The organism is Pseudomonas sp. 300 (genome assembly GCF_055803035.1).
Genome location: NZ_JAVLRV010000003.1, coordinates 501,194 through 524,798, shown reverse-complemented (window position 1 = coordinate 524,798; position 23,605 = coordinate 501,194). Strand labels below are relative to the sequence as shown.

26 protein-coding genes are annotated in these 23,605 nt (G+C 58.6%); 9 read left to right on the top strand and 17 right to left on the bottom strand.

Annotation, left to right across the window (positions count from 1 at the left end):
* The first annotated feature begins 37 nt into the window (after positions 1–37).
* On the top strand, positions 38–967 hold the full coding sequence (gene tagQ, locus Q7W83_RS27835) for a type VI secretion system-associated lipoprotein TagQ (protein ID WP_150638161.1): 930 nt from the start codon (positions 38–40) through the stop codon (positions 965–967).
* 400 nt (positions 968–1,367) lie between these two features.
* Here the strand turns inward: tagQ and Q7W83_RS27830 are convergent, their stop codons facing one another.
* From Q7W83_RS27830 to Q7W83_RS27820, 3 genes are all read right to left on the bottom strand, one after another.
* Positions 1,368–2,054 carry a DUF2931 family protein gene (locus tag Q7W83_RS27830; RefSeq protein ID WP_473658175.1) on the bottom strand — a complete coding sequence of 229 codons (687 nt, stop codon included), beginning with the start codon at positions 2,052–2,054 and terminating at the stop codon, positions 1,368–1,370.
* Complete coding sequence (locus Q7W83_RS27825) at positions 2,047–2,250, bottom strand: hypothetical protein (RefSeq protein WP_150638158.1); 204 nt, start codon at positions 2,248–2,250, stop codon at positions 2,047–2,049. Before Q7W83_RS27825 ends, Q7W83_RS27830 begins: the two co-directional genes overlap by 8 nt.
* Positions 2,251–2,467: 217 nt before the next feature.
* A complete protein-coding gene (locus Q7W83_RS27820; protein ID WP_473658173.1) occupies positions 2,468–2,983 on the bottom strand; it encodes a hypothetical protein in 516 nt (171 codons plus the stop codon).
* A gap of 220 nt (positions 2,984–3,203) precedes the next feature.
* Between Q7W83_RS27820 and Q7W83_RS27815 the strand changes: the two genes are divergently transcribed.
* Both Q7W83_RS27815 and Q7W83_RS27810 read left to right on the top strand, forming a co-directional pair.
* Positions 3,204–3,611 (top strand): DUF6124 family protein, encoded by a 408-nt coding sequence (locus Q7W83_RS27815; protein ID WP_150638156.1) that lies wholly within the window; start codon positions 3,204–3,206, stop codon positions 3,609–3,611.
* Between the two features lie 84 nt (positions 3,612–3,695).
* Complete coding sequence (locus Q7W83_RS27810) at positions 3,696–4,022, top strand: hypothetical protein (RefSeq protein WP_473658169.1); 327 nt, start codon at positions 3,696–3,698, stop codon at positions 4,020–4,022.
* Between the two features lie 186 nt (positions 4,023–4,208).
* On the opposite strand, the gene Q7W83_RS27805 is transcribed toward Q7W83_RS27810, so the two are convergent.
* Positions 4,209–4,592 (bottom strand): DUF6124 family protein, encoded by a 384-nt coding sequence (locus Q7W83_RS27805; protein WP_150638154.1) that lies wholly within the window; start codon positions 4,590–4,592, stop codon positions 4,209–4,211.
* Positions 4,593–5,095: 503 nt separating this feature from the next.
* Here Q7W83_RS27805 and Q7W83_RS27800 point away from each other — a divergent pair.
* Positions 5,096–5,485 (top strand): helicase, encoded by a 390-nt coding sequence (locus tag Q7W83_RS27800; protein WP_150631331.1) that lies wholly within the window; start codon positions 5,096–5,098, stop codon positions 5,483–5,485.
* A 124-nt stretch (positions 5,486–5,609) separates the two neighbouring features.
* On the opposite strand, the gene Q7W83_RS27795 is transcribed toward Q7W83_RS27800, so the two are convergent.
* The 6 genes from Q7W83_RS27795 to exbB all read right to left on the bottom strand — a co-directional run bounded on the left by Q7W83_RS27795 (position 5,610) and on the right by exbB (position 12,413).
* Positions 5,610–7,010 carry an aminoacyl-tRNA deacylase and HDOD domain-containing protein gene (locus Q7W83_RS27795; protein ID WP_150631332.1) on the bottom strand — a complete coding sequence of 467 codons (1,401 nt, stop codon included), beginning with the start codon at positions 7,008–7,010 and terminating at the stop codon, positions 5,610–5,612.
* 78 nt (positions 7,011–7,088) lie between these two features.
* Positions 7,089–9,164, bottom strand: coding sequence for an ATP-dependent DNA helicase RecG (recG, locus tag Q7W83_RS27790; RefSeq protein ID WP_473658165.1), 2,076 nt, complete (start codon positions 9,162–9,164; stop codon positions 7,089–7,091).
* A 9-nt stretch (positions 9,165–9,173) separates the two neighbouring features.
* A complete protein-coding gene (locus tag Q7W83_RS27785) occupies positions 9,174–10,103 on the bottom strand; it encodes a hydrogen peroxide-inducible genes activator (protein ID WP_017341496.1) in 930 nt (309 codons plus the stop codon).
* A gap of 163 nt (positions 10,104–10,266) precedes the next feature.
* On the bottom strand, positions 10,267–11,013 hold the full coding sequence (locus Q7W83_RS27780) for an energy transducer TonB family protein (RefSeq protein ID WP_150631334.1): 747 nt from the start codon (positions 11,011–11,013) through the stop codon (positions 10,267–10,269).
* Complete coding sequence (gene exbD / locus Q7W83_RS27775; RefSeq protein ID WP_150631335.1) at positions 11,010–11,438, bottom strand: TonB system transport protein ExbD; 429 nt, start codon at positions 11,436–11,438, stop codon at positions 11,010–11,012. The genes Q7W83_RS27780 and exbD overlap by 4 nt, the downstream gene beginning before the upstream one ends.
* A 6-nt stretch (positions 11,439–11,444) precedes the next feature.
* Positions 11,445–12,413, bottom strand: a complete 969-nt coding sequence (gene exbB, locus Q7W83_RS27770; RefSeq protein ID WP_150631336.1) for a tonB-system energizer ExbB — start codon at positions 12,411–12,413, stop codon at positions 11,445–11,447.
* Positions 12,414–12,601: 188 nt separating this feature from the next.
* On the opposite strand from exbB, the gene Q7W83_RS27765 reads away from it, so the two are divergent.
* Positions 12,602–13,459 (top strand): SDR family oxidoreductase, encoded by an 858-nt coding sequence (locus Q7W83_RS27765; RefSeq protein WP_150631337.1) that lies wholly within the window; start codon positions 12,602–12,604, stop codon positions 13,457–13,459.
* Positions 13,460–13,597: 138 nt separating this feature from the next.
* Here the strand turns inward: Q7W83_RS27765 and Q7W83_RS27760 are convergent, their stop codons facing one another.
* From Q7W83_RS27760 to Q7W83_RS27735, 6 genes are all read right to left on the bottom strand, one after another.
* On the bottom strand, positions 13,598–14,338 hold the full coding sequence (locus tag Q7W83_RS27760; protein ID WP_150631338.1) for a putative periplasmic lipoprotein: 741 nt from the start codon (positions 14,336–14,338) through the stop codon (positions 13,598–13,600).
* A gap of 55 nt (positions 14,339–14,393) precedes the next feature.
* Positions 14,394–14,774 carry a RidA family protein gene (locus tag Q7W83_RS27755; protein WP_003229509.1) on the bottom strand — a complete coding sequence of 127 codons (381 nt, stop codon included), beginning with the start codon at positions 14,772–14,774 and terminating at the stop codon, positions 14,394–14,396.
* A gap of 25 nt (positions 14,775–14,799) precedes the next feature.
* Complete coding sequence (spoT, locus tag Q7W83_RS27750; protein WP_150631339.1) at positions 14,800–16,905, bottom strand: bifunctional GTP diphosphokinase/guanosine-3',5'-bis pyrophosphate 3'-pyrophosphohydrolase; 2,106 nt, start codon at positions 16,903–16,905, stop codon at positions 14,800–14,802.
* Between the two features lie 57 nt (positions 16,906–16,962).
* The gene (rpoZ, locus tag Q7W83_RS27745) at positions 16,963–17,226 is read right to left on the bottom strand and encodes a DNA-directed RNA polymerase subunit omega (RefSeq protein ID WP_003177259.1); all 264 of its coding nucleotides are present in this window, start codon (positions 17,224–17,226) and stop codon (positions 16,963–16,965) included.
* Between the two features lie 167 nt (positions 17,227–17,393).
* The gene (gene gmk, locus Q7W83_RS27740; RefSeq protein WP_150631340.1) at positions 17,394–18,014 is read right to left on the bottom strand and encodes a guanylate kinase; all 621 of its coding nucleotides are present in this window, start codon (positions 18,012–18,014) and stop codon (positions 17,394–17,396) included.
* Positions 18,015–18,026: 12 nt separating this feature from the next.
* A complete protein-coding gene (locus Q7W83_RS27735; protein WP_150631341.1) occupies positions 18,027–18,890 on the bottom strand; it encodes a YicC/YloC family endoribonuclease in 864 nt (287 codons plus the stop codon).
* Positions 18,891–19,171: 281 nt separating this feature from the next.
* Between Q7W83_RS27735 and rph the strand changes: the two genes are divergently transcribed.
* The 3 genes from rph to gltS all read left to right on the top strand — a co-directional run bounded on the left by rph (position 19,172) and on the right by gltS (position 21,964).
* A complete protein-coding gene (gene rph / locus Q7W83_RS27730) occupies positions 19,172–19,894 on the top strand; it encodes a ribonuclease PH (RefSeq protein WP_084317764.1) in 723 nt (240 codons plus the stop codon).
* A 29-nt stretch (positions 19,895–19,923) separates the two neighbouring features.
* Positions 19,924–20,292: a DUF4870 domain-containing protein gene (locus Q7W83_RS27725; protein ID WP_017341486.1), complete on the top strand. Its 369-nt coding sequence runs from the start codon at positions 19,924–19,926 to the stop codon at positions 20,290–20,292.
* Positions 20,293–20,758: 466 nt separating this feature from the next.
* Positions 20,759–21,964 (top strand): sodium/glutamate symporter, encoded by a 1,206-nt coding sequence (gene gltS, locus Q7W83_RS27720; RefSeq protein ID WP_150638148.1) that lies wholly within the window; start codon positions 20,759–20,761, stop codon positions 21,962–21,964.
* Positions 21,965–22,044: 80 nt separating this feature from the next.
* Here the strand turns inward: gltS and Q7W83_RS27715 are convergent, their stop codons facing one another.
* A complete protein-coding gene (locus tag Q7W83_RS27715; RefSeq protein ID WP_008030595.1) occupies positions 22,045–22,824 on the bottom strand; it encodes an exodeoxyribonuclease III in 780 nt (259 codons plus the stop codon).
* An 82-nt stretch (positions 22,825–22,906) separates the two neighbouring features.
* Between Q7W83_RS27715 and pyrE the strand changes: the two genes are divergently transcribed.
* Positions 22,907–23,551 carry an orotate phosphoribosyltransferase gene (gene pyrE / locus Q7W83_RS27710; protein WP_150638147.1) on the top strand — a complete coding sequence of 215 codons (645 nt, stop codon included), beginning with the start codon at positions 22,907–22,909 and terminating at the stop codon, positions 23,549–23,551.
* Positions 23,552–23,605: the final 54 nt, after the last annotated feature.

Sequence of the window (23,605 nt, the reverse complement as noted above, 5' to 3'; positions counted from 1 at the left end):
CGTGCTGAGCTAGTCAAACTTAAAAGAGAACACACCTATGCTTTCCTCCCGTAAACCTGTTGCTTCGCTTTCCAAGCGTCATTTGCTGCTGATCGCCGTCGGCTTCAGCACCGTACTGACCGGTTGCGCCACGTCGCCGACCTCCAAGGTCGCCTCGAGCACCAAGGTCGAGTACTACCCGAACTGCTACGAGCCGGTGCAGCATCTGCGTGCCACTGATTCGAACATGACCAAGTCGGTCGTCACCGGCGCGGCCGTCGGCGCTGTCGGCGGTGCACTGCTGGGCGCCCTGACCGATTCCGAGAACCGTGGCCGCAATGCCGCCATCGGTGCAGCGGGCGGTGCCCTGGCAGGCGGCGCGGCCGGTTACTACACCGAGCGCCAGAAGCAGATCGCCGATGACAACCAGCGCATCGCGTCCTACGCCACCGACGTCAACAAAAGCGCCGCCGACATCGATCGCAGCACTGCGTACGCCAAGACTTCGCAGCAGTGCTACCAGAACGCGTTTACCAAACTGGTCGCCGACCGCAAGGCCAAGACCGTCAACGACACCGAGGGCCGCAAGCGCCTGGTAGAAATCGTCGCGGGCCTCAAAGAGTCCAACGACCTGATCGTCGCGGTTAACGGTAAAGCCAGCGAAGACCTGAGCAACTACACCCAGGCCTATGAAAAAGACCTGCAGCAAGTCGGCGTGCAGCGCACCGACGTGGTCACCGTGGCGAGCGCCGAAACCACGCCAGCCGTGACCCCGACCAAGAGCAAAAAAGCAGTGAAACCGGCGAAAAAACCCGTGCTGCCAACCGTGCCGAAAGAAGCGGTCACCACCGAGAAAACCCTGCAGACCGCACAAGCCAAACAGGCTGAAAGCAAACAGGTCGCCAGCGCTGGCACCACTCAGGTCAACAGCATGTGCAAAAACCCGGACCTGGGCGACTGGGCACCGGTGCCTTGCCCGAATGCTTGATTGAGTTTTCTGTAGGTCTTTAAGCATTCCCACGCGCTTTGCGTGGGGATGCTCAGTACTGGCAACACCTTGGCGCTATGCGCCGCCATCTCTTGCGCTTGCAGATGATCAAGCGCCCGCTCCATCAGCAGGCTTCGTAGGTTTGCGATTCGGCCATAGACTGCCAACGTACGTAGACCAATCGAGGTAGATCAGCGCCCTTTACATACCGCCCCTTTCCTCCTGGATTTTCTCGCCATCCCGCTGGTTTGCCTCTGAACTCAGACGGTACGCCTTTACTCAGCGCGCGTGGATACCCCATAGCCGGTATGCCGCTGCCCGCCCTCCGGAACACCTGCTCATTGATATCAACGACATCCGCAGTCGGGCGGCGTTTAACCACCGGAAGTGTTTGTACTCTTTACCAACTTCCATAGGGAATACCGAATTTGTCGATGTAGGCTTTGGACTCCTCCTGAAGGGGGTAATAGGCGCCGTCAGACTGCCCACTGTATGGGCCTTTTGGACTGATCGTGCCTTGGACTCGGGTGACCTCGGTCGATTTAAGACAGGGCCCTCCAACCCACACCTTGGCGATCCCTCCTGGCGCCAAGCCGACAGTCAAAAACTTTCGGTAATCGGTTTTCCATTTGCCAGAAGCCCCGCAAAAAGCTTCTTCACCTTTAAGCATGGTGTTGCGCGCTGATTGGGGGATCTCGATGTAAGCCTCGTAGGTCTGCGGTTCTGCTGTGGATTGCCAGCGTACATAGACAAGGCGAGGCAGGTCAGCCCCCGTTACATATCGACCTTTTCCTATTGAATCTGTAAACCAACCTTTTGCGTCTCCCCTGAAGTGCGCCGGTATGCCTTTACTTAGTCCTCGGGGATAACCAGTCGCGGGAATTCCGCTACCCGCACCCCGGAACACTCGGTTTTTGATATCAATTACATCGGCCGTTTCGATCCAGACCTCCATATAGTCAGGGGAAAAAAAATCGAGGCTCCAAGCGTCGTAAGGTAATGATCTACTCTCGTGAGAGACACATCCCCCCAACAACGCAGCTAGCAGCGCAAAGCCTAATGTGAACATCCATGGGCGCTTACTCATTGGGATGCACCCCGCGTTCATAGTTTTCGGCGGGGCGATTGATAAACACAATATCCAGAGCGCTGTTATTCCAGGTTTTGGCGGCATTCCAGTGGCCGTGAATGCCTTCGCCGTTGTGCCCGAACTGGAGAAATGCGGGTTGGTTGAGCAAGCTCTCCAGATCGAAATCCGGGTACTCACTGACCAGATTGAGCATGCGCTTATCCTTTTGCTTTTTAGCTCATCCTTGAGCAGAGAGATAAAAAATTACGAGGCTCTTGTCATGTTTCAACTGATCGAGTCGCAAGAATCCGAAACGCTATCAGTGCACGGGAAAGAAATGATGTAGGAAGGGGCTAGAAACTGTGTGCGAACCTTCCCGCGTTACCGAATATTGCTGATGTCATCGGAAAAGAGGAACTCTTGATATCGTTCTATGCCTGTGCCTCCAGATGCTTATAACGATAGCCTCGAAGCTCGGGGAACAGCTCGGTCGCGAAGCGACTTCCCAGCAATAGGTCATGGCGTTTATGCGAAAGAAAAAATTTAACTCGCGCTACCAGGCTTGAAACAGATTGATGAAAGGAGCTTCCCGGACGTTTGTAAGAGCGTTCCGCATACAAAGCATTGTGAGACGCTGAAGAGTTGGCCGTTGCGTTGCGTTGCGTTGCGTTGCGGTGGTTTTGGTTCGGCTGCGGGAAGTCATGCTGAAAACACGTAGGCGACTGATCGAAGAAGTGGCAGCTGTCACCGGCTAACAAACTGGGAAAGCTTGCAAAGTCGCATAATTCAAAGATGCCCTGCATATAGCCGCCAATAAAATCAGCCTGTTTCTGCCCGTCGCTTTTTACAAGGCACATTCGTTTAATGTGCCGGGAGGGCGAAGCCCAATGGTTGGCGACGGAAAACAAACCAGCAGGTCTTAAGGCAATTCGGCCAGCTAATTCCATTGGCTTTGTAGGCCAGAGCGATAGGCGTTGTAGCCTTCACGAAGTCGGCTTGCGTTATGTTTAACGAGCACAGGCAAAGAAGTGGTTTTTTCCCGCGAACGAGGCGAGGAAACGATGAGTACGGTAATAAAATCAAGGAAGTGTCTTACGTGTTTTTAGGGTTGGCGGCCGGAAATCCGAGGTATAGCGTAACTGCTCCTTCACTGAGCGGAGACGAAGCATGAGCGACGCAATAACCTCTATTCCCGAACCGTCAGACACCGTAAGCACATCCCCGTACATTTCTTTAAATTCAAAGGAATTTCACAGTGCAGCCAATCGTGCACTCGACCATTACTTGAACCCCTCGGAACCTGAGCTCCAAGCACTGCGCAAACCCAATTCGGTTTTTATGGTGGCGCCGGACGTCAACGCTGAAACGCTATTGGTTCAAGCGTGTGAATCTCTGGCATCAGCAAGTGTGATGGCGAGTGATTTCGCTGCGTTGTTGGAGGGAGCGCAGCGCAACACAATGATCGCGCTACAACAAATCATCATGTTGGGGGAGTTGGCAGTGAATCGAATGCTGGATAACGTTGAGATGCCTCAGACGCCCACCCAAGTAGATTGCCCGCCAATGGATACCTAGCAGCCTGCTGCTTTAGCAACGGAGCGATGGTCGTTTTGTAGAGCACACCCAGTATCTGGACGATGGATCAAAAGGAATATTGATATGGAAATCCGACAATTCAGTAAGTTTGACGCGGCCGTTACTTCCATTTTTAAAGGATTGCTGGAAAGTTATCCAACGCCTCGTGAGCTGGAAGCGACCATTATTGGCTATAAAGCCAATACGAAGTACAAGTCGATATACAGAATTGCGGTTGAAAAGCGCGCCTCATTACACCCATCTGAAGATGAGCATTTTTTTGCAGACATCGTTCGGTGGTTGGCTTCACACAGCTATTTGCTATTCGATAAAGAGCAGGCGTGTAAGTTTTATGGGGCTGTGGTGACGGATAAAGGGTTGGAACTCTGCGAAAGTTTGCTCGGAGTCTGACACTAGTAAGCACTGCATAGGTCGCTTCGTTAGCGAACTTTGTAGTGCTTTTTTTTTCAGTTGTCCTTTCGGACGATGGTTAATTTGACCAAGAAAAACGCCACCGGCGGCGGGAATACAAGCATGCCGAGCAATGATGATAAATTTTAGGGAGCACGCCAACGCAGGCGCGCTCCTGGTTTTCGGTTACGTCTTTGCTTGATGCCCCGCCGGATCCGGCGAATCAATATGATCCAGCGCTCGTTCCACTAATAAATGCACACCGTCCGCCATTCTGCTGAGTGCCAGGGCGACGGAACGTCGTGAGCCTTCCACTCCGTCGGCCAGGTCGGCGGCGATGGCGCTGATGGACAGCAGGTCTTCCGAAGCATTAGCTAAGAGGGTTTCGGTGTGGAGGTCGGGAGCGACGATGAAGAGCGCACCGTTGCGACGTTTCGATTGTTTATCCGGAGAGGTGCCGAGGTGATGGTCGAGGGCGCGTTCGGCGGCTTCTTGGAGTTTTTTGGAGTCGAAGGATTCGTACGGGGAGGTGGCTTCGTGTTCTGGGGGGTTGGGTGTTGGCTTGATCATTGGCATTTCCGATATGTGTTTTTGGGTGTGGCTGACTCCTCATCGCTTGCATTCGAATAAGGGTGGCAGCCGTGCGCAGGTGTGCAAGACCGGGCATATCGGAACCCGGCAGACCCCAAAGGGACCTCCCACGCACAGCCGCCATAAAGCATTTACAGCGAGCAAAAAAAAACGCTCGACGTTTGGTTGGCGAGTGTGCGGCGATATGTACCGGACTTGCACGTCCGTGTCACCGTTTTTGCGGTAACGAACAAAGACTATCGGCGAAGCCAGTAGCTGCCTAGTTCATGAACAACGCCGTGAGTCGAAGGAAATGTCCGATACGGTCGAGCGTAGAAACCTCAAATAATCCGGCCTTTTAAACAGCAGTGTTTCGTCAATGACTTGGTAGTCATCAGCGTCAAAAAGTACGGCATCTTCTTCTAACACTGCGCAATGGTGGCGTTCTCGCTTGAAGCCGCTACACTGCGCCGGCCGTTCATTTTTCTCTTGAGGCTGTGCGCATGAAATTTCGTTTTCTTCTGTGGATGCTGGGTTTGTTGATGGGTAAGGCCAGCCGGACCAATCCTGCGTTTCAGCAGCAGTTGGGTGACAAGGAATTGGTGTTCCAATTACAGACCCTGGACGGGAAAGTGGCGCGGCATTTCTTTGTGAAGGACCAGCGCATTACCAGCCAGTCGGGCGTATATGCCGAGCCGGCGTTTGCGATTGCGTTTAAAGATGCGGCGTATGGTTTTGCGACGATGCAGGCGAAGAACAAGCAGTTGGCGTTTATGACGGGGATTCAGGACAAGTCGATTCAGATCAAGGGCAACCCGGCGCTGGTGATCTGGTTTCAGGGGTTGACCAAGTATTTGAAGCCTAGGAAGGCGAAGGCTAAAGCCAAGGCTTGAGGCCGATGATTAACCCTGTGGCGAGGGGAGTTTCAGGTAGACCGAGGTGGGTTCATCGCGGGCAAGCCACGCTCCCACAGGATCACCTAAATCCTGTGGGAGCGTGGCTTGCCCGCGAAGCTTTTTAGGCTTGAGTAAATTGCGAGGCCAGTTCGCGCAGCAGCACTTCGGCTTCAAGCACTTTGCTGACCACATCGTTGGCTTTGTCGCGGGTCAGGCCGACACGCTCCAGCAAAGCATCCGGGATGTCTTCATCCGGGCCGGAGCCGATGCCGCGGCTGCGCAGCAATCGCACGGACAGGCACACGAGGTTCGGGTACTCGGCGTAGGCACCGTCATAACTCGGGTCGTGCTGGAAGCGCAGCGCGGTGGCCAGTTCGTCGGGCATGTCCCAGTAGCGCATCAGCCACGAGCCGATCTGTTCGCGGCTGATGCCCAGCAGGTGTTGCTCGACAAAGCTGTGGCACAGGTGCGGGTTGACCTCCAGGTGGCGGCAGATCAGCGAGAAGTGCGGCGGGAACACGTGGGCCAGCAACAAGTAGCCAAAGTTGTGCAGCAGGCCGGCGAGGTAGGTCAGGCCGGCTTCCGGGCGCTGGGCGCGAGGCATGGCGCGGGTCAGGCCTTCGATGACGGCGGCGGTGTAGATCGATTGCTGCCAGTACGGCGTGGTGTGTTGCGGATGGTCTTTGGGCAGGCTGAGGGTTTTGCCCAGGGCCAGGCCCAGCGCGAGGTTGATCACCAGGTCGAAACCCAGCACCCGCACGATGGCGTCTTCAACCGAGCGAATCTTGCCCGGCGAGGCGTAGTACGGCGACGCCGCCCAGCTCACGACTTGCGCGGCCAGGGCCGGGTCGGTTTCGACCACGCCGGTGATGTCGTCGATGGTGGCGTTGGGGTCGACGCGCAGTTTGATGATTTTTTGCGCGGTCTCGGCCAGCGGCGGAATTTCGATGGTGGCTTCCAGGCGTTGCTGGATGCGTCGCGCGGTAAACGCCTGGACGGCCTGGGTGATTTCCTCGCGGTCATCGTCGGGGCGGTCGAGGTTCGGGCGGATGCTGCTCACGTTCTCGCCGAAGTTGGCGGCGCTGGCCTTGGTCAGCATGGTCTTGAAGGCTTCGCTGGTGATTTCCAGCAGCACGCCCGGCTCGCCCGAGTTGATCAGCAACTTTGGTTCGCGCAGCAGGCTTTCTTCGTACAGGCACGGTGAGCTGGTCAGCGCCGGCAGGCCGGGCAGCAGGCTCAGGTTGTGTTTGCCGAGCATCTTTTCCAGGCGCTCGGTCGACACGGCGGCCAGGCGGCGGCCGGTCAGTTCTGCGAGGCGGTTGAGGTCGAGCAATTGGCTTTGCGGGAACAACACCATCAGCGCGCCCACGGCATCGTCGAGCAGCACCGCTTGTACCTTGCGCGAGGCATTCAGGCCGTGGTGGTCGAGGACTTCTTCGTAGGCGATGCCCAGTTTGGCGAGCAGCAGCCGAATAACAGACGGAGCGTGCGGGGGTTCGGGGACGAGGGCAGCTTCAGTCATGGTCTGTATCCGTATTCAAACAATTGCAGGAGTATAACCAGCTTGTTTAAAGGCAGGGTCCAGAAACTGCGACGGTGCTCACACTTGGCCGTATTGCTGCCCGTGGCGTAGCCAGCGGTCCAGCAGCGGGCTGACGTGATCCGGCCAACGCTCCAGCAATGCCTGGGCGGCGTCGCGCACGGCGGGCAGCAAGTCGGCGTCGCGCATCAGGTCGGCGACCTTGAATTGAAGCAGACCGGTCTGCCGCGTGCCGAGCATTTCGCCGGGGCCGCGCAGTTCGAGGTCTTTCTCGGCGATGACAAAGCCGTCGTTGGTTTCGCGCATGATGCCCAGGCGCTGACGACCGATTTGCGACAACGGCGGATGGTATAGCAGCACGCAATGGCTGGCGGCGCTGCCCCGGCCGACACGGCCGCGCAATTGGTGCAGTTGCGCGAGGCCGAGGCGTTCGGGGTTTTCGATGATCATCAGGCTGGCGTTCGGCACGTCGACGCCGACTTCGATCACGGTGGTGGCGACCAGCAGTTGCAGGTTGCCGGCCTTGAATTCGGCCATCACGGCGGCTTTTTCCACGGGCTTCATGCGGCCGTGAATCAACCCGACTTTCAACTCGCCAAGGGCGGCGGTGAGGTCTTCGTAAGTGGTTTGTGCTGCTTGGCAGGTCAGCTCTTCCGACTCTTCGATCAGCGTGCACACCCAATAGGCCTGGCGCCCTTCGGCACAAGCGCCGCGCACTCGCTCGATGACTTCGACGCGCCGGGTATCGGTGACCAACACGGTGTTGACCGGGGTTCGGCCCGGCGGCAGTTCGTCGAGGATCGAGGTGTCGAGGTCGGCGTAGGCACTCATCGCCAGCGTCCGTGGAATCGGCGTGGCGGTCATGATCAGCTGATGCGGACACATGCGCCCGCCGACGCCTTTCTGGCGTAACGCCAGCCGCTGCTGCACGCCGAAACGATGCTGTTCGTCGATGATCACCAAAGCCAGGTTCTTGAACTTCACTTCGTCCTGGAACAGCGCGTGGGTCCCGACCACCATCGGTGTGCCGCTGGCGATTTGTTCCAGCGCGGCCACGCGGTTCTTGCCTTTGAGTTTGCCGGCCAGCCACGCGACTTCGATGCCCAGCGGTTCGAGCCAGCGCTTGAAGGTGATGAAGTGCTGCTCGGCGAGGATCTCGGTCGGCGCCATCAACGCGACTTGATAACCCGCTTCCAAAGCCTGAAGCGCGGCGAGGGCGGCGACCACGGTTTTACCCGCGCCGACGTCGCCCTGAATCAAACGCAGCATCGGTTCGTGCTGACTGAGGTCGTAGGCGATTTCGTTGCCGACGCGTTGTTGGGCGCCGGTCGGCGCGAAGCCGAGGTTGGCCAGGTATTTCGCCGGTAACTTCGTGGCTTTGGGCATCGCTGGCGCACGCAGGGAGCGCATGCTTTCGCGCAGACGCTGCTGCGACAGTTGATGCGTCAGCAGTTCTTCAAAGGCCAGACGGTGCTGCGCCCAGTGATGACCGAGGGCGAGTTCATCGACATCGGCATCGGCGGGTGGGTGATGCAGGTAGCGGATCGCATCGGCCAGTGGCGCCAGTTGATAGTCCCGCGCCAGCTCGGTCGGCAGCCAGTCGGGCAGGCTGGTCGGGCCGAGCATCGTCAGGGTTTGCATGCACAACTGGCGCAGGCGCTGTTGGGTCAGTCCTTCGGTGAGCGGGTAGACCGGGGTCAGGGTTTCATCCACCGGCGGCGGTTCGTCGCCGGTGATGGCGCGGTATTCCGGGTGGTAGATCTCCAGTCCCGACGCGCCGGGCCGCGCTTCGCCGTAGCAGCGAATCCGCGTGCCGCGTTTGAGGCCTTCTTTTTGGGCGTTGCTGAAATGGTAGAAGCGCAGGCTGAGCCCGCCGGTGCCGTCCTGCAAGCGCACGACCAGGCTACGTCGACGGCCCATGACCACGTCGGCGCCGCTGACGGTGCCTTCGATCACGGCGTCCTGCCCCGGTCGCAAGTGGCCGATCGGGACCACGCGGGTGCGGTCCTGATAACGCAGCGGCAGGTGGAACAACACGTCCTGGAGATTCTCCAGGCCGACCTTGGCCAATTTCTCGGCCATGGCCTCGCCGACACCTTTGAGTGCCGTGACCGACACGTGCGACAACTCGGTCATGGCAACGACTTAAGCCGCAACCACCGGCGCGGGCGGCTTGGCCACCGAGCACAGGCGAATGGAGTCAGCGAGAATTTCAATGGCCTTCGGACGCGGGAAGCTTGCACGCCAGGCGATGGCCACGGTACGGAACGGCACCGGCGGGGTCAGTGGGCGCACTTCGATCACGCCAGGGGCGTAGTGATGGCTGTCCACGGCCGACAGCGGCAGGATCGAAATCCCGAGGCCCGAGGCGACCATGTGGCGAATGGTTTCCAGCGAACTGGATTCCACCGTGGTGTGCTTGGCGCCGTCGTTGCCTTTGGTCAGCGTCGGGCAGGCTTCCAGCACTTGATCGCGGAAGCAGTGGCCCTCGCCGAGCAACAGCAGACTCTTGTCGTTGAGCAGGGCGGCGTCGATGGATTCTTTTTGCGTCCACGGGTGCTGGGCCGGCATCAGGACGTAGAACGGCTCGTCGTAGAGCTGCAGGGTCAGCACGTCGGCTTCGTTGAACGGCAGGGCGATGATGATCGCGTCGAGTTCGCCGTTGCGCAGTTTGTCGCGCAGCACGTGGGTGAAGTTTTCTTCGATGTACAACGGCATCTGCGGGGCGACCCGGTGCAGTTGTGGAATCAGGTGCGGAAACAGGTACGGGCCGACGGTGTAGATCGCGCCGACTTTCAGCGGGGCGGTCAGCTGGTTCTTGCCGGCCTGGGCCAGCTCGCGGATGCCTTGGGCCTGCTCCAGGACTTTTTGTGCCTGGGCCACGATGCCTTCGCCGACCGGGGTCAGGCGCACGGCGCTCTTGCTGCGCTCGAAAATCAGCACACCGAGTTCGTCTTCAAGCTTTTTCACGCCCACCGACAAGGTCGGCTGGCTGACGTGGCAACGCTCGGCCGCGTGGCCGAAGTGCTGCTCTTGGGCGAGGGTAACGATGTAGCGTAATTCTGTAAGAGTCATAGCGAGCGTCCATGAAGTTGCGGGCCAAGCATACCGGCTGCAATCGATAGACGCACGTTATCAGAGAGAGTGTGTCGAGTGACACCGGGCAATGCAGGTTTGCCGCTGGCAGATACGCGAAAGGCACCTTTCGGTGCCTTTCAAGTTTGTTTTGTATGGCTGCTTAGCGACGGCGTTCCAGCGAGTAAACAAACGGGGCAACAATTTCGATGGCGCCGTTGGTCAGCATGTCGGCCGGTGGCTTGGGCAGCGGCTGGGCGCGTCGGATCATTTCCAGGGTGGCCCGGTCCAGATCGGCGTTGCCCGAGCGGCCCACCAGTTCGAACGACAACACATTACCTTCACCATCCACCACGAAGCGCAGTCGGTTCAAACCTTCCTTGCCCCGCGCCTGAGCACTGGCCGGGTACTTTTTGTACTTGGCCAGGTGCGCGAGCAGTGTGCCTTGCCAACTGGCCTTGGCTGCTTGCTGCGCCGGTGATGGGCCCGGTGCCGGTTGCGCGGATTTCTCCGTCGGTGCCTGGGTCGGTTGAGTGTCGGCCGGTTTTTCCTCGGAAGGTTTTTCCTTCGGTGGCTCTGGCTTCTTCTCCACAGGCTTGGGCGGTTGAGGCTTCGGCTTGGGTTTGACCGGCTTCGGTACGGTAATTTCCGCCTTCGGCACTTCAGCCAGTTTCGGGATCGGCAGTTCTTCCACCGGAGCGGGTGGTTGTGGCGGCGTTATCACCTTCGGCGGTGCCGGTGGTGGCGGGGCCGGAACCGGTGCCAGCTCGACCATCATCGCCTGCGGCGGCAGCTCGATGGGTGGTCGTGCGGTCCAGTTCATCGCCAGCGCAATGGCCAGCGCATGGACGCCCAGCACCACGGCCAGGCTCCCGCTGTAACGCGTCAGCTTATGGCGCGTCGTGATCATTTCTTGACTGCCGTCTCGAGCCCGACCAGACCTACCTTCAGGTAACCGGCGGAGCGCAGGTTGTCCATCACGCTCATCAGGTCGCCGTAGTCCACGCCTTTATCGGCCTGGAAGAAGATCGTCGTGTCTTTCTTGCCCTGGGTCTTGGCGTCGAGCGTGGCACCGAGGGCTTCGGCTTTCACTTCGTCTTCGCCGAGGAACAGGCGCTGGTCAGCCTTGACGCTGAGGAACACCGGTTTCTCTGGCCGTGGCGCCGGTTTGGCGCTGGAGGCAGGCAGGTCGACCTTGATGTCCACGGTGGCCAACGGAGCGGCCACCATGAAGATGATCAACAGCACCAGCATCACGTCGATGAACGGCGTGACGTTGATTTCGTGGTTCTCGGCCAGATCGTCGTCTGCGCCTTCTTTCAAATGCAGGCCCATGGCCGATTACCCCACTTTCACCATGTGCGGTTGCGAGCTGCGCTCAGGCTGGTGGTCGAGGTCGCGGCTGACCAGCAACAGGACTTCTGCCGAGGCGTCGGACACTTGCGCCTTGTAACCGGCGATGGAGCGGGCGAACACGTTGTAGATCACAACGGCTGGAATCGCGGCCACCAGGCCCAACGCAGTCGCGAGCAGGGCTTCGGCAATGCCGGGTGCCACGACGGCGAGGTTGGTGGTTTGGGTCTTGGCGATGCCGATGAAGCTGTTCATGATGCCCCACACGGTGCCGAACAGGCCCACGAACGGCGCTGTGGAGCCGATGGTGGCGAGCACGCCGGTGCCGCTGCTCATGTTGCGACCGCAGGCTGCGACCAGGCGCTCGAGACGGAAAGCCACACGCTCTTTGATGCCTTCTTTTTCGCGGCTGTTGGTCGACAGGTGCATCTCTTCCAGCGCATCGTGCACCAACAGGTTGGCGAGCGTGCCGGGCTTGGCGGCCGTCGCACTGGCTTCCTTGAGGGTGGCCGCCTTCTTCAGGTGGACGATTTCAGTGCGCAGCCGGCGCTTGGCGCCCATCAGCTCGAAACCCTTGGCGATCCAGATGGTCCAGGTGATGATCGAAGCGATAGCCAGGCCGATCATCACGATTTTCACGATGATGTCGGCGTTCTGGTACATGCCCCACGGCGACAGGTCGTGGGCCATGCCCAGGGTGTTGTCGGCTTCGAGGACTTCAGGCGCGCCTTCGCTGGCGGTGTCTACGGCCTGGGCCGGGTCGGTGGCAGCCGGTGCTGCGTGATCGACGGCGTGGTCGGCTGCAGCAGGTGCAGTGGCGGCAGCCGGGGTGGCCGGCGCTTGTGCGTCAGCGAATGCGGCGGTTGGCGCCAGCATCAGGCTGATCAGCAGGGCGGCCACCGCGCTCCAGGCGCGAGGTCGTTTGGTTGGCGAAGCGGGGAATTGATTGCGTGTCATGCTGGCCGGACCTGAGAGAAAAAGACGGTAAATGTTCTTCCAGGCCTCGAAGGCCGAGAACAAAAGTGGCGGGCATTATTGCAAGTAATTCTTGTTAACAAAAGTAATAGAGTATCTTTTTTTCCTTCATTGCTAGCCGCTCGTCCATTGCCGGCGCTAGTCTGTGGCTTTCCGATAGGAGTTTTTTGATGTCCGCGCCTTCTGTTTTGATCGCCGGCTGCGGTGATGTCGGCAGTCGTCTGGCTACACAATTGCTGGCTTGCGGGTGGGAGGTTCACGGCCTGCGCCGGGATGTTTCACGCTTGCCGGACGGTGTCATTGGTGTTGCCGGCGACTTGTTCAACAAGGACTGTCCGCAGACCTGGCCAGTCGGTGCGGTGGATTATCTGGTGTATTGCGCGGCAGCCACCGATCACGATGAAGCCGGCTACCGCGCCGCTTATGTCGAGGGCTTGCAGCATGTGCTTGAGTGGCTGGACGACTACGGGCAGGTGCCGAATCGCCTGCTGTTCGTTTCCAGCAGCAGTGTTTACGGCCAGCAGGGCGGCGAGTGGGTCGACGAAACGTCGCCGACCATCGCTGCCGGCTATTCAGGTCGGCTGATGCTGGAGGCGGAACAAGTAGCGCTCAACAGTGGCATCCCGGCCAGCATCGTGCGGTTGACCGGCATCTATGGCCCGGGCCGCGAATGGCTGCTGACGCAGGTTCGTCGCGGATATCGCGTGGCGATCGATCCACCGTTGTACGGCAATCGGATTCACGCGGATGACGCAGCGGGGCTGATGGCGTTTCTGCTTGAGGCGGATCGGCGTGGTGTCGCGCTGGATGACGTCTATATCGGTGTCGACGATGCGCCTGCACCGCTGGCCGAAGTGGTGGATTGGCTGCGTGAATATCTGGGCGTGACTGAATGGGCCGACGATGCGAGCGTGCGGCGCACGGGTAGCAAGCAGTGCAGCAATGCGCGGGCGAAGGCCTTGGGCTGGGAGCCGAAGTACCCAAGCTATCGCGAAGGTTACGCCGCCATCCTCGAAGGCGGCTGCTGACTTCCAGTCACCACAAACCACTGTGGGAGCTGGCTTGCCCGCGATGGGGCCATAACATTCAACATCCAGGTTGACTGTTAAACCGCCATCGCGGGCAAGCCCGCTCCCACAGGGTTATCTGTTGGCTTCAGATCCGGGTCACTGTTTTTCCAGCAACCACTTGCGCTGACCCTGCGTGAACTGCGGCATTTCGTCTGCCTGTGCAGTGTTTACCGCCTGGAGGATCTCCAACTCCTTGCCCTTGCGCGCAAAGATCCAGGTGTTGCCTTGTCCGTTCAGTTGCAGCCACATGTTGTCGTTGCCGTCACTCATCGACGCGCAATCGCCTGCCAGACACAGTGCATAGCGATCCGCCCCCGGCAGGCCGGTCACTTGGCCATCGGCCTGGAACTGCACGGTGCTGCCTTCACCGGGACCGCTGATGACTTTCCAGCTACCGCCCATGTAGGCCGAATACAGCGCGCGTTCGAAGCTCGCGCCAATCGGTGCGCCATCCGGCACGGGAATCAACGCGCGGTCGAAGACTTGTGCGGGTTCATTGTCGCTGGCGGCCTGACTCAGTTGCTTGCCGTCACGCTTCAGTTCACTGGCGGAACTGCCGTAAAAGTCGACTTTCCAGGCGCCGGACGCTTCGCCGAGCAGCTTGCCTTCGACGTTCTCAAAACCGTTGGTGTATCGGGCCTGACTGGCCTTGGTGTTGACGTCCCATTCCAGGTTCGGGCCGTATGCCTGGAGCGCTTCGCGCAGAGGGCCACCTTTGGACGCAGCATCGATCGCCACCTGATTGATCCAGGTGCCGCTGATGTCACGGTCGGCAGGGTTGCTGGCACATCCGCCCAAGAACAGGGCGACCAGCGAAAGAGCTAGCGCATGGCGCATGGTGGAATCCTTTCAAGACAGAATCGACGCAGCCCTTGGGGCTGCGCCGGACGTATTACTCGATGACCAGAATGGCATCCATTTCAACCTGCGAACCCTTTGGCAGGGCAGCCACGCCGATGGCGGCGCGAGCAGGGTATGGCTGATCAAAGTACTTGCCCATGATCTCGTTGACCTTGGCGAAGTGGCTCAGGTCGGTGAGAAAGATGTTCAGTTTGACGATGTCCTTGAACGAACCGCCAGCGGCTTCGGCTACGGCTTTGAGGTTCTCGAACACCTGGACGGTCTGGGCTTCGAAGCCTTCAACCAGTTCCATGGTTTTTGGGTCCAGAGGAATCTGACCCGACATGTAAACAGTGTTGCCAGCCTTGATCGCCTGGGAGTAGGTACCGATGGCGGCCGGGGCCTTGTCGCTGGTGATAACAGTCTTGGTCATGAATGACTCCTTGTAATAGGTTGGCTTAGGCGCGCATGCGGGTGATACGAATCACCCCGGTCAGCGCGCGCAATTTCTTGATCACGCGGGCCAGGTGCACGCGGTCGTGCACGCTGACCACCAGTTGGACCACGCTGATGCGACCATCGCGTTCGTCCATGCTGATTTTCTCGATATTGCCGTCGGCCGCATTGACGCTGCTGGCCAGCAGGGCGATCAGGCCGCGCTGGTGTTCCAACTCGACGCGCAGCTCGACGTTGAATTCGCCGGTGACATCCTTGGCCCACGAGAGCTGGATGCATTTTTCCGGGTTATGGCGGATTTCGCTGATGTTGCGGCAGTTGTCCAGGTGCACGACCATGCCTTTGCCCGCCGACAGGTGACCGACAATCGGGTCGCCCGGGATCGGCGTGCAGCATTTGGCGTAGCTGAGCACCAGGCCTTCGGTGCCGCGAATCGCCAGCGGGCCTTCAGGGCTTGGCAATTGTTCGCCCTCGCCGAGCAGGCGTCGGGCGACCACGTAAGCCATGCGATTGCCCAGGCCGATGTCTTCAAGCAGGTCTTCGATCAGTTCGAGGCGGTACTCGGTGAGCATCGCCTTGACGCGCTCGGCCGCGACTTTTTCCAGCGAGCTGTCGAAGCCATTCAGCACTTTGTTCAGCAGGCGTTCACCCAGGCTGATGGATTCGGAGCGGCGTTGCAGTTTCAGCGCATGGCGGATATGCGTGCGCGCCTTGCCGGTGACCACAAAGTTGAGCCACGCCGGATTCGGCCGTGCGCCGGGAGCGCTGACGATCTCGACCGTGGAGCCGCTTTGCAGCGGCTCGGACAGCGGTGCGAGACGACGATTGATCCGGCAGGCGATGCAGCTGTTGCCGACGTCGGTATGCACCGCGTAAGCAAAGTCGACCGCCGTGGAGCCTTTGGGCAGCTCCATGATCCGGCCTTTGGGCGTGAACACGTAGACCTCGTCCGGGAACAGGTCGATCTTCACGCTCTCGATGAATTCCAGTGAGTTGCCGGCGCGTTGCTGCATTTCCAGCACGCCTTTGACCCACTGGCGGGCGCGGGCGTGAGTGCCTTTGGGCTGCTCGTCGCCGCTGGATTTGTACAGCCAATGGGCGGCGATGCCGTTGTTGGCCATCTCTTCCATTTCGCGGGTGCGGATCTGGATCTCGATCGGAACACCGTGCATGCCGAACAGCGTGGTGTGCAGCGACTGATAGCCGTTGGCCTTGGGAATCGCGATGTAATCCTTGAAGCGCCCCGGCAACGGTTTGTACAAATTATGCACAGCACCCAGCACGCGGTAGCACGTATCGACCTTGTCGACGATGATCCGGAACGCGTAGACGTCCATGATCTCGTTGAAGGCCCGACGCTTGCCGCGCATTTTCTTGTAGATGCCGTAGAGGTGTTTCTGACGACCGCTGACCTCGCCCTGAATGCCATCGATGGCCAGGCAGTGGCTGAGGGATTCTTCGATCTTGTTGACGATTTCCTTGCGGTTGCCCCGGGCGCGCTTGACCGCCTGGTTGATCCGCGCGGAACGCATCGGGTGCATGGCCTTGAAGCCGAGGTCTTCGAATTCTATGCGGATGGCGTGCATGCCCAGCCGGTTGGCGATGGGCGCATAGATTTCCAGGGTTTCCTTGGCGATCCGTCGGCGTTTTTCACCAGACAGGACTTCCAGCGTGCGCATGTTGTGCAAGCGGTCGGCGAGTTTGACCAGGATCACGCGAATGTCGCGTGCCATGGCCATGGCCATTTTCTGGAAGTTTTCGGCTTGTGCTTCGGCTTTGGTCTCGAAGTTCATCTGGGTCAGTTTGCTGACCCCGTCGACCAGTTCGGCCACGGTTTCGCCGAACTGCGCTTGCAGCGCTTCCTTGGCAATACCGGTGTCTTCGATCACGTCATGCAGCATCGCAGCCATCAAACTCTGATGGTCCATGTGCATGTCGGCAAGAATGTTCGCCACGGCAAGAGGATGCGTGACGTACGCCTCACCGCTGCGGCGGCGTTGGCCGTCGTGGGCTTGTTCGGCGTAGAAGTACGCTCGGCGGACCAGGTTGACCTGGTCCTTGCCGAGGTAGGCCGATAAGCGATCGGCGAGGGCGTCTATGCTCGGCATGATGACTCCTGCCGTTCGCTGTGACCCCGCGCCGTGCTACGTCGACCAGGCATAGGCTTAGACGGCCTCGTTGGACTCGTCCTCGAACGCTGCGAACAGCGGTTCGTCTTCGACGATTTCAGCATTGGCGATGAACTCGTAGCTCATCAGGCCTTCAGCGATTTCACGCAGCGCTACAACGGTAGGCTTGTCGTTTTCCCACTGAACCAGGGGCTCTTTGCCGCCGGTGGCCAGTTGACGGGCACGCTTGGTAGAGAGCATGACCAGCTCAAAGCGGTTTTCCACGTGTTCTAGGCAGTCTTCAACGGTTACGCGGGCCATGGTATTCCTCGGAGCGAATGCAATATGCGCGCTGCCCGGTTGGGCGAGCGGACTCAACAGTTTAAAAAATCACCAGCGATTAGGGAAGCGCTGATTTTTTGACCAAGCCCTTCAAAGCGCTGCAAGTGCCAATGTAAAGCCCTTGCAGCGGTTTTGGGAAGAGCTGTTTAGCCGAGCAATTCAGCCAAAAGTTTGCCGTGACGCTGTTGCTGGCGCTTCTGGTGCAGCTGATTGGCGCGGAAAATCGCCTGCAAATCGCGCAGTGCATGGGCGAAATCGTCGTTGATGATCAGGTAGTCGTAGTCGACGTAGTGGCTCATCTCGCTGACGGCTTCACGCATGCGCCCGTCAATGATTTCGTCGCTGTCCTGGCCGCGATTGGTCAGGCGCTGGTGCAAGGCCTGCAGGGACGGCGGCAGAATGAAGATCGAGCGGGCTTGCGGCATCAACTTGCGCACTTGCTCGGCGCCCTGCCAGTCAATTTCCAGGATCAGGTCGTGGCCTGCATCCAGGGTCTGTTGCAGATGGCTTTGCGACGTGCCGTAGAGATTGCCGAACACTTCGGCACGCTCCAGGAAATCACCATGTTCGCCCATCTTCACAAACGCTTCACGCGAGACGAAGTGATAGTTCACGCCGTTCACTTCACCGGGGCGCATGGCACGGGTGGTGTGGGAGACCGAGACACGGATCTCCGAATCAGTGTCGGTCAGGGCCTTGACCAGGCTGCTCTTGCCCGCGCCTGAAGGGGCGGAAATGATGTACAGGGTGCCGGTGCTGTGGGTCATGTCGGGTTTGCCTTACTCAATATTCTGCACTTGTTCGCGCATCTGCTCGATCAACACTTTGAGGTTGACCGCCGCCTGGGTGCTGCGCGGGTCGAAGGCTTTGGAGCCCAGTGTGTTGGCTTCGCGGTTGAGTTCCTGCATCAGGAAGTCGAGGCGCCGGCCGGCAGCGCCGCCGGATTTGAGCACCCGACGAACTTCGATGATGTGAGTGCTCAGGCGATCCAGTTCTTCGGCGACGTCGCTCTTTTGGGCGAGCATGACCATTTCCTGCTCCAGGCGCTGCGGGTCCATCTCGGCTTTCATGTCGGCGAAGCGGTCGAGGACTTTCTGGCGCTGGGTGGCGAGCATCTGCGGGACCAGTTCTCGCAGGGTCACCACGTCTTCTTCAATGGACGTCAGGCGATCGTTGATCAACCGTGCCAGCTCCGCGCCTTCGCGCTCGCGGCCGGCCTTGAGTTCTTTCAGGCCTTCGTTGAACAGTGCCAGCGCTTCGGCATTCAAGGCTTGCGGGTCGCTGGCGTCGCCGACCAGAACACCGGGCCAGGCCAACACTTCCAGTGGGTTCAGCGCAGCTGGATTCTTGATCAGACTGGCGATGGTTTCGGCGGCTGCAACCAATTGCGCGGCGCGCTCGCGATCCACTTGCAGGGGTTTGTCAGCGTTTTCTTCGGTGAAGCGCAGGGTGCATTCGAGTTTGCCTCGGGAGATGCCCTGACGCAGCGCTTCGCGGACCGCGCCTTCGAGGTCGCGAAACGACTCGGGCAGACGCAAGTGCGGTTCCAGGTAGCGGCTGTTGACCGAGCGCAATTCCCAGCTCAGGGTGCCTTGGGCGCCGGCTTTTTCAACGCGGGCGAACGCGGTCATGCTGTGCACCATGGAGGTACCTCGCAATGCAGGTCCGTGCGTTACCAAAGGTTTCGCGGACCCGCTATCTGTGAATGAAAGCCGACAGGCAGCAAAGGCGCAGGATTGTAGCGCAGTGGGGCGGATGCGCCCAAACACACGGTGTGACAAAGGGCAGCAGGCCGTCGGTTAAGCGCTGTTCTAAGCTCAAGCCAGAGCCTTCAATCGTCGGGCGAATTTTTTAGAAGTGCCCAGGCTCGGCGCGCGGCTCTATAATGCTCGGCAGTTTTCCGTCCTCCGTACAGGTATTCCCTATGAAACGTCCAAGTGGTCGCGCTGCCGATCAGCTCCGCTCGATCCGCATTACCCGCAACTACACCAAACACGCCGAGGGATCCGTACTGGTCGAGTTCGGTGATACCAAAGTCATCTGCACCGTCAGCGTCGAAAACGGCGTGCCGCGTTTCCTCAAAGGCCAAGGCCAGGGTTGGTTGACCGCCGAATACGGCATGCTGCCGCGCGCCACCGGCGAGCGTAACCAGCGTGAAGCGAGTCGCGGCAAGCAAGGCGGCCGGACCCTGGAAATTCAGCGTCTGATCGGTCGTTCCCTGCGCGCATCGCTGGACATGTCCAAGCTGGGCGACGTCACCCTGTACGTCGACTGCGACGTGATCCAGGCTGACGGCGGCACCCGCACCGCATCGATCACCGGCGCCATGGTTGCACTGGTCGATGCCTTGAAAGTGATCAAGAAGCGCGGCGGCCTGAAAGGCGGCGACCCGCTCAAGCAAATGATCGCGGCCGTTTCGGTCGGCATGTACCAGGGTGAACCTGTGCTCGATCTCGACTACCTGGAAGACTCGGCTGCCGAGACTGACCTGAACGTGGTGATGACCAGCACTGGCGGCTTCATCGAAGTGCAGGGCACAGCCGAAGGCGCACCGTTCCAGCCTGAAGAGTTGACCGCTATGCTTGAACTGGCGAAGAAAGGCATGAGCGAAATCTTCGAATTGCAAAAGGCTGCACTGGCTGACTGACCGGAACCATTCCAGGCAAGGAGGACGTTATGAGTGACGAGCAAGAGCTGCTTCCCACCCCGAGCAAAGAAGTTCGGCAGTGGGCGATGTTTTGTCACCTGTCCGCCTTGCTGGGGATCTGGATTCCGTTCGGTACGCTGATCGGCCCGCTGATTCTCTGGCAGATGAAGCGCGAGATGGACCCGTTTGTCGATGCGCAGGGCAAGGAGGCGCTGAACTTTCAGATCACCGTCGCCATTGCCTCCGCCATCTGCTTCCTGCTGATGGTGGTGATCATCGGGTTCTTCCTGTTTGGGCTAGTGGCGATTGGCGCCTTGGTGTTAACGATCATTGCTGGTGTTAAGGCCAATGAAGGAGTCCCTTACAGGTATCCGTTCACTTGGCGGCTGATCAAGTAGCGAGCAGCGCGTAACTCTTGTGGGAGCAAGCCCGCTCCCATATTTAGATTTCAGTGTGCATAAAAATATCGATAGTCATCGGGCTGTGTGCAACGCGCAGTGCGCCGAAATTGTAATTTAATTACCCTTTCTTGTAGGACTTTTCTTTTTTAAAGTTAGAACTTTCCCTCGATCTGAAAGCTAAATGGCCGAAAGCTTAAGCCACTGTCCAGATTCTCACTTGTACAAATCTCTTTCCTACACTTCTAGTCACAACTGCACGGTCTCAGCGCGGTGTATGAGCTTGGCAATGGGACTTGGTGGTTGATAAAGTTGTGCCAAGTAATATTTATCAAGAAATATTTCGATATATTCTGACCATTGACGGTCCTTGAATCAAATACTAGCCAGCGTTGAGAGATCAACCTGTTCAAGTGGCGTGTCCAGGTAAAAAGTTCGCCCCTGAATATATAAAAGAATAATGCCGATGATTCAGCTCGACTTTTACGGAACACTTGTGGCCGCCTCTTTAGTGCTGTTGCTCGGGCGCGGGCTTGTTACACGTGTTGGTTTTTTACGTGCCTACAATATCCCTGAGCCCGTAGCCGGAGGTCTTGTGGTCGCCTTGCTGCTCTTGGCGTTACGGGGCCTTGATATTGAAGTGCGCTTTGATACTTCACTGCAGACGCCCTTGATGCTGGCGTTTTTTGCCACAATTGGATTGAGTGCGGACTTCGCCAGCCTGAAGAAAGGCGGTCGCGTTGTGGGGGTGTTTCTACTGGCGGTCATCGGCCTGCTGGTGGTCCAGAATGCCATGGGCATCGGACTCGCGACGGCCTTGGGGCTTGATCCGTTGATGGGCTTGTTGACGGGCTCGATTACACTGGCAGGTGGTCACGGGACAGGCGCTGCATGGGGCGCCACGTTCAGTGAGAAGTACGGTCTGGCTTCCGCCTCTGAACTTGCGATGGCCTCTGCGACGTTCGGCTTGGTACTGGGTGGTTTGATTGGTGGTCCGGTCGCTCGTTTGCTGATCAAGCGCGTCCAGGCACCCTGCCTCGAGCAAGACAAGCCGCGGTTGCCGAAGGGTTTTGAGCAGCCAAACAAAGAGCGTTCGATCACACCTTTTTCGTTTATCGAGACACTCGCCTTGATCGCCGTCAGCCTGATGGCTGGCTCCCTCTTGAATGGCCAGCTTCAAGGAACAGCGTTTGAGTTGCCGACGTTCGTTTGCGTCTTGTTCATGGGCGTGGTTTTACGCAATGGGCTTTCCGCATTGGGCCTGTATCAGGTGTTTGAGCGTGAGGTCTCCGTGCTGGGTAATGTCAGCCTGTCGCTGTTTCTGGCAATCGCTCTGATGTCACTCAAACTGTGGGATCTGGCTGCACTGGCGTTGCCGATCTTCATCATCCTGGCTGCTCAAGCGTTGGTCATGGCGCTGTATGCGATTTTCGTGACGTTCAGAGTCATGGGCAGTAACTATGATGCGGCAGTACTGGCGGCGGGGCATTGTGGTTTTGGATTAGGTGCAACGCCAACAGCCATTGCCAACATGCAGGCTGTGACACAGCGTTACGGGCCTTCGCAAATAGCATTTCTGGTGGTGCCGATGGTGGGCGCTTTCTTCATCGACATCATTAATGTCGTCGTGATCAAGTTGTACCTCACGCTGCCGTTTTTTGCCGCTGCTTGAAGTTCTGATCACTGCTGAATATCCATAAAAAATGCCCGTATCTTGCGATACGGGCATTTTTTTCTACCGACCAGACCAAATTAAATGGTCAGTGTCCAGTCGTAGTCCACGATCAGCGGAGCATGCTGCGAGAACCGTGGCTGACGTGGCAGGCGCGCACTGCGTACAAAACGGCGCAGGCCCGGGGTCAGTATCTGGTAATCGAAGCGCCAGCCCAGGTTGAGCATCTCAGCCTGTTCGTTATCCGGCCACCAGCTGTACTGATCGCCTTCACGGCTGACTTCACGCAGGGCATCGACATAACCCATGTTGCCGACAATCTCGTCCATCCAGGCACGCTCAGGTGCCAGGAAGCCCGGGGATTGCTGGCTGTCGCGCCAGTTCTTGATATCCAGCTTCTGTTGCGCCACGTACAGCGAGCCACAGTAAATGTACTCGCGACGTTTGCGCCGCTGTTTATCCAGATAACGGGCGAAGTCGTCCATTAGCTTGAACTTCTGGTTCAAGTCTTCATCGCCGTTCTGCCCCGAAGGGAGCAGTAAGGTCGCGATGCTGACCTTGTCGAAATCGGCTTGCAGGTAGCGCCCGTAGCGGTCGGCTGTCTCGAACCCGAGACCGCTGATGACTGCCTTCGGTTGCAACCGCGAATACAAAGCCACGCCACCCTGGGCGGGAACTTCTGCTTCGCAGGCATAAAGGAAGTAGCCATCCAGTTGGAAGGCTGGATCGTCCAGTTCAAAGGCGGAGGCGCGGGTGTCCTGCAGGCAGATGACGTCGGCATTCTGTGCTTGCAGCCAACTGAGCAAACCTCGCTCCACTGCAGCCTGAATACCATTGACGTTCACACTGATGATCCGCATAAATGGCCCCAAAAATCGCGTGCGTGTATGATACACGGCGTCAACCTAATTAGCTAAATCCGTGGTATTTGGGGTTTTTTTCATGCAAGCGTATCAGCGCGATTTCATTCGTTTTGCCATCGATCGCGGCGTTTTGCGCTTCGGTGAGTTCACCCTGAAGTCCGGGCGCACCAGTCCTTACTTCTTCAATGCGGGGCTTTTCAACTCCGGTTCGGCCCTGGCGCAGCTGGGTCGTTTCTACGCGGCAGCCATCGTCGAAAGCGGTATTTCGTTCGATGTATTGTTTGGCCCGGCGTACAAAGGCATTCCGTTGGCGGCGACCACTGCGGTGGCCCTGGCTGAACATCACAACCGTGATTTGCCATGGTGCTTCAACCGAAAAGAGGCCAAGGCGCACGGTGAAGGCGGCAGCCTGGTTGGCGCGCCATTGACCGGCGACGTGCTGATCATCGATGACGTGATCACCGCTGGCACCGCGATTCGCGAAGTGATGCAGATTATCGCTTCCCAGGACGGCGCCAAGGCAGCGGGCGTGCTGATCGCCCTGAATCGCCAGGAGCGTGGCAACGGCGAGCTGTCAGCTATTCAGGAAGTGGAGCGTGACTTCGGTATTCCAGTGATCAGCATTGTTTCGCTGAATCAGGTGCTCGAATTCCTGGCGGACGATCCGCAGCTCAAGCAGCACCTGCCAGCCGTAGAAGCCTACCGCGCCCAATTCGGCGTATAACCGCAGCGCCCTCAGGGATCGCAGGCGAAAAAAAACCCCGCTCAGTCAGGCTGA

Excerpts from the sequence above, each read along its gene's own strand:
- tagQ (WP_150638161.1), top strand. The coding sequence starts at position 38 with ATGCTTTCCTCCCGTAAACCTGTTGCTTCGCTTTCCAAGCGTCATTTG.
- Q7W83_RS27830 (WP_473658175.1), bottom strand. The coding sequence starts at position 2,054 with ATGAGTAAGCGCCCATGGATGTTCACATTAGGCTTTGCGCTGCTAGCT.
- Q7W83_RS27825 (WP_150638158.1), bottom strand. The coding sequence starts at position 2,250 with ATGCTCAATCTGGTCAGTGAGTACCCGGATTTCGATCTGGAGAGCTTG.
- Q7W83_RS27820 (WP_473658173.1), bottom strand. The coding sequence starts at position 2,983 with ATGGAATTAGCTGGCCGAATTGCCTTAAGACCTGCTGGTTTGTTTTCC.
- Q7W83_RS27815 (WP_150638156.1), top strand. The coding sequence starts at position 3,204 with ATGAGCGACGCAATAACCTCTATTCCCGAACCGTCAGACACCGTAAGC.
- Q7W83_RS27810 (WP_473658169.1), top strand. The coding sequence starts at position 3,696 with ATGGAAATCCGACAATTCAGTAAGTTTGACGCGGCCGTTACTTCCATT.
- Q7W83_RS27805 (WP_150638154.1), bottom strand. The coding sequence starts at position 4,592 with ATGATCAAGCCAACACCCAACCCCCCAGAACACGAAGCCACCTCCCCG.
- Q7W83_RS27800 (WP_150631331.1), top strand. The coding sequence starts at position 5,096 with ATGAAATTTCGTTTTCTTCTGTGGATGCTGGGTTTGTTGATGGGTAAG.
- Q7W83_RS27795 (WP_150631332.1), bottom strand. The coding sequence starts at position 7,010 with ATGACTGAAGCTGCCCTCGTCCCCGAACCCCCGCACGCTCCGTCTGTT.
- recG (WP_473658165.1), bottom strand. The coding sequence starts at position 9,164 with ATGACCGAGTTGTCGCACGTGTCGGTCACGGCACTCAAAGGTGTCGGC.
- Q7W83_RS27785 (WP_017341496.1), bottom strand. The coding sequence starts at position 10,103 with ATGACTCTTACAGAATTACGCTACATCGTTACCCTCGCCCAAGAGCAG.
- Q7W83_RS27780 (WP_150631334.1), bottom strand. The coding sequence starts at position 11,013 with ATGATCACGACGCGCCATAAGCTGACGCGTTACAGCGGGAGCCTGGCC.
- exbD (WP_150631335.1), bottom strand. The coding sequence starts at position 11,438 with ATGGGCCTGCATTTGAAAGAAGGCGCAGACGACGATCTGGCCGAGAAC.
- exbB (WP_150631336.1), bottom strand. The coding sequence starts at position 12,413 with ATGACACGCAATCAATTCCCCGCTTCGCCAACCAAACGACCTCGCGCC.
- Q7W83_RS27765 (WP_150631337.1), top strand. The coding sequence starts at position 12,602 with ATGTCCGCGCCTTCTGTTTTGATCGCCGGCTGCGGTGATGTCGGCAGT.
- Q7W83_RS27760 (WP_150631338.1), bottom strand. The coding sequence starts at position 14,338 with ATGCGCCATGCGCTAGCTCTTTCGCTGGTCGCCCTGTTCTTGGGCGGA.
- Q7W83_RS27755 (WP_003229509.1), bottom strand. The coding sequence starts at position 14,774 with ATGACCAAGACTGTTATCACCAGCGACAAGGCCCCGGCCGCCATCGGT.
- spoT (WP_150631339.1), bottom strand. The coding sequence starts at position 16,905 with ATGCCGAGCATAGACGCCCTCGCCGATCGCTTATCGGCCTACCTCGGC.
- rpoZ (WP_003177259.1), bottom strand. The coding sequence starts at position 17,226 with ATGGCCCGCGTAACCGTTGAAGACTGCCTAGAACACGTGGAAAACCGC.
- gmk (WP_150631340.1), bottom strand. The coding sequence starts at position 18,014 with ATGACCCACAGCACCGGCACCCTGTACATCATTTCCGCCCCTTCAGGC.
- Q7W83_RS27735 (WP_150631341.1), bottom strand. The coding sequence starts at position 18,890 with ATGGTGCACAGCATGACCGCGTTCGCCCGCGTTGAAAAAGCCGGCGCC.
- rph (WP_084317764.1), top strand. The coding sequence starts at position 19,172 with ATGAAACGTCCAAGTGGTCGCGCTGCCGATCAGCTCCGCTCGATCCGC.
- Q7W83_RS27725 (WP_017341486.1), top strand. The coding sequence starts at position 19,924 with ATGAGTGACGAGCAAGAGCTGCTTCCCACCCCGAGCAAAGAAGTTCGG.
- gltS (WP_150638148.1), top strand. The coding sequence starts at position 20,759 with ATGATTCAGCTCGACTTTTACGGAACACTTGTGGCCGCCTCTTTAGTG.
- Q7W83_RS27715 (WP_008030595.1), bottom strand. The coding sequence starts at position 22,824 with ATGCGGATCATCAGTGTGAACGTCAATGGTATTCAGGCTGCAGTGGAG.
- pyrE (WP_150638147.1), top strand. The coding sequence starts at position 22,907 with ATGCAAGCGTATCAGCGCGATTTCATTCGTTTTGCCATCGATCGCGGC.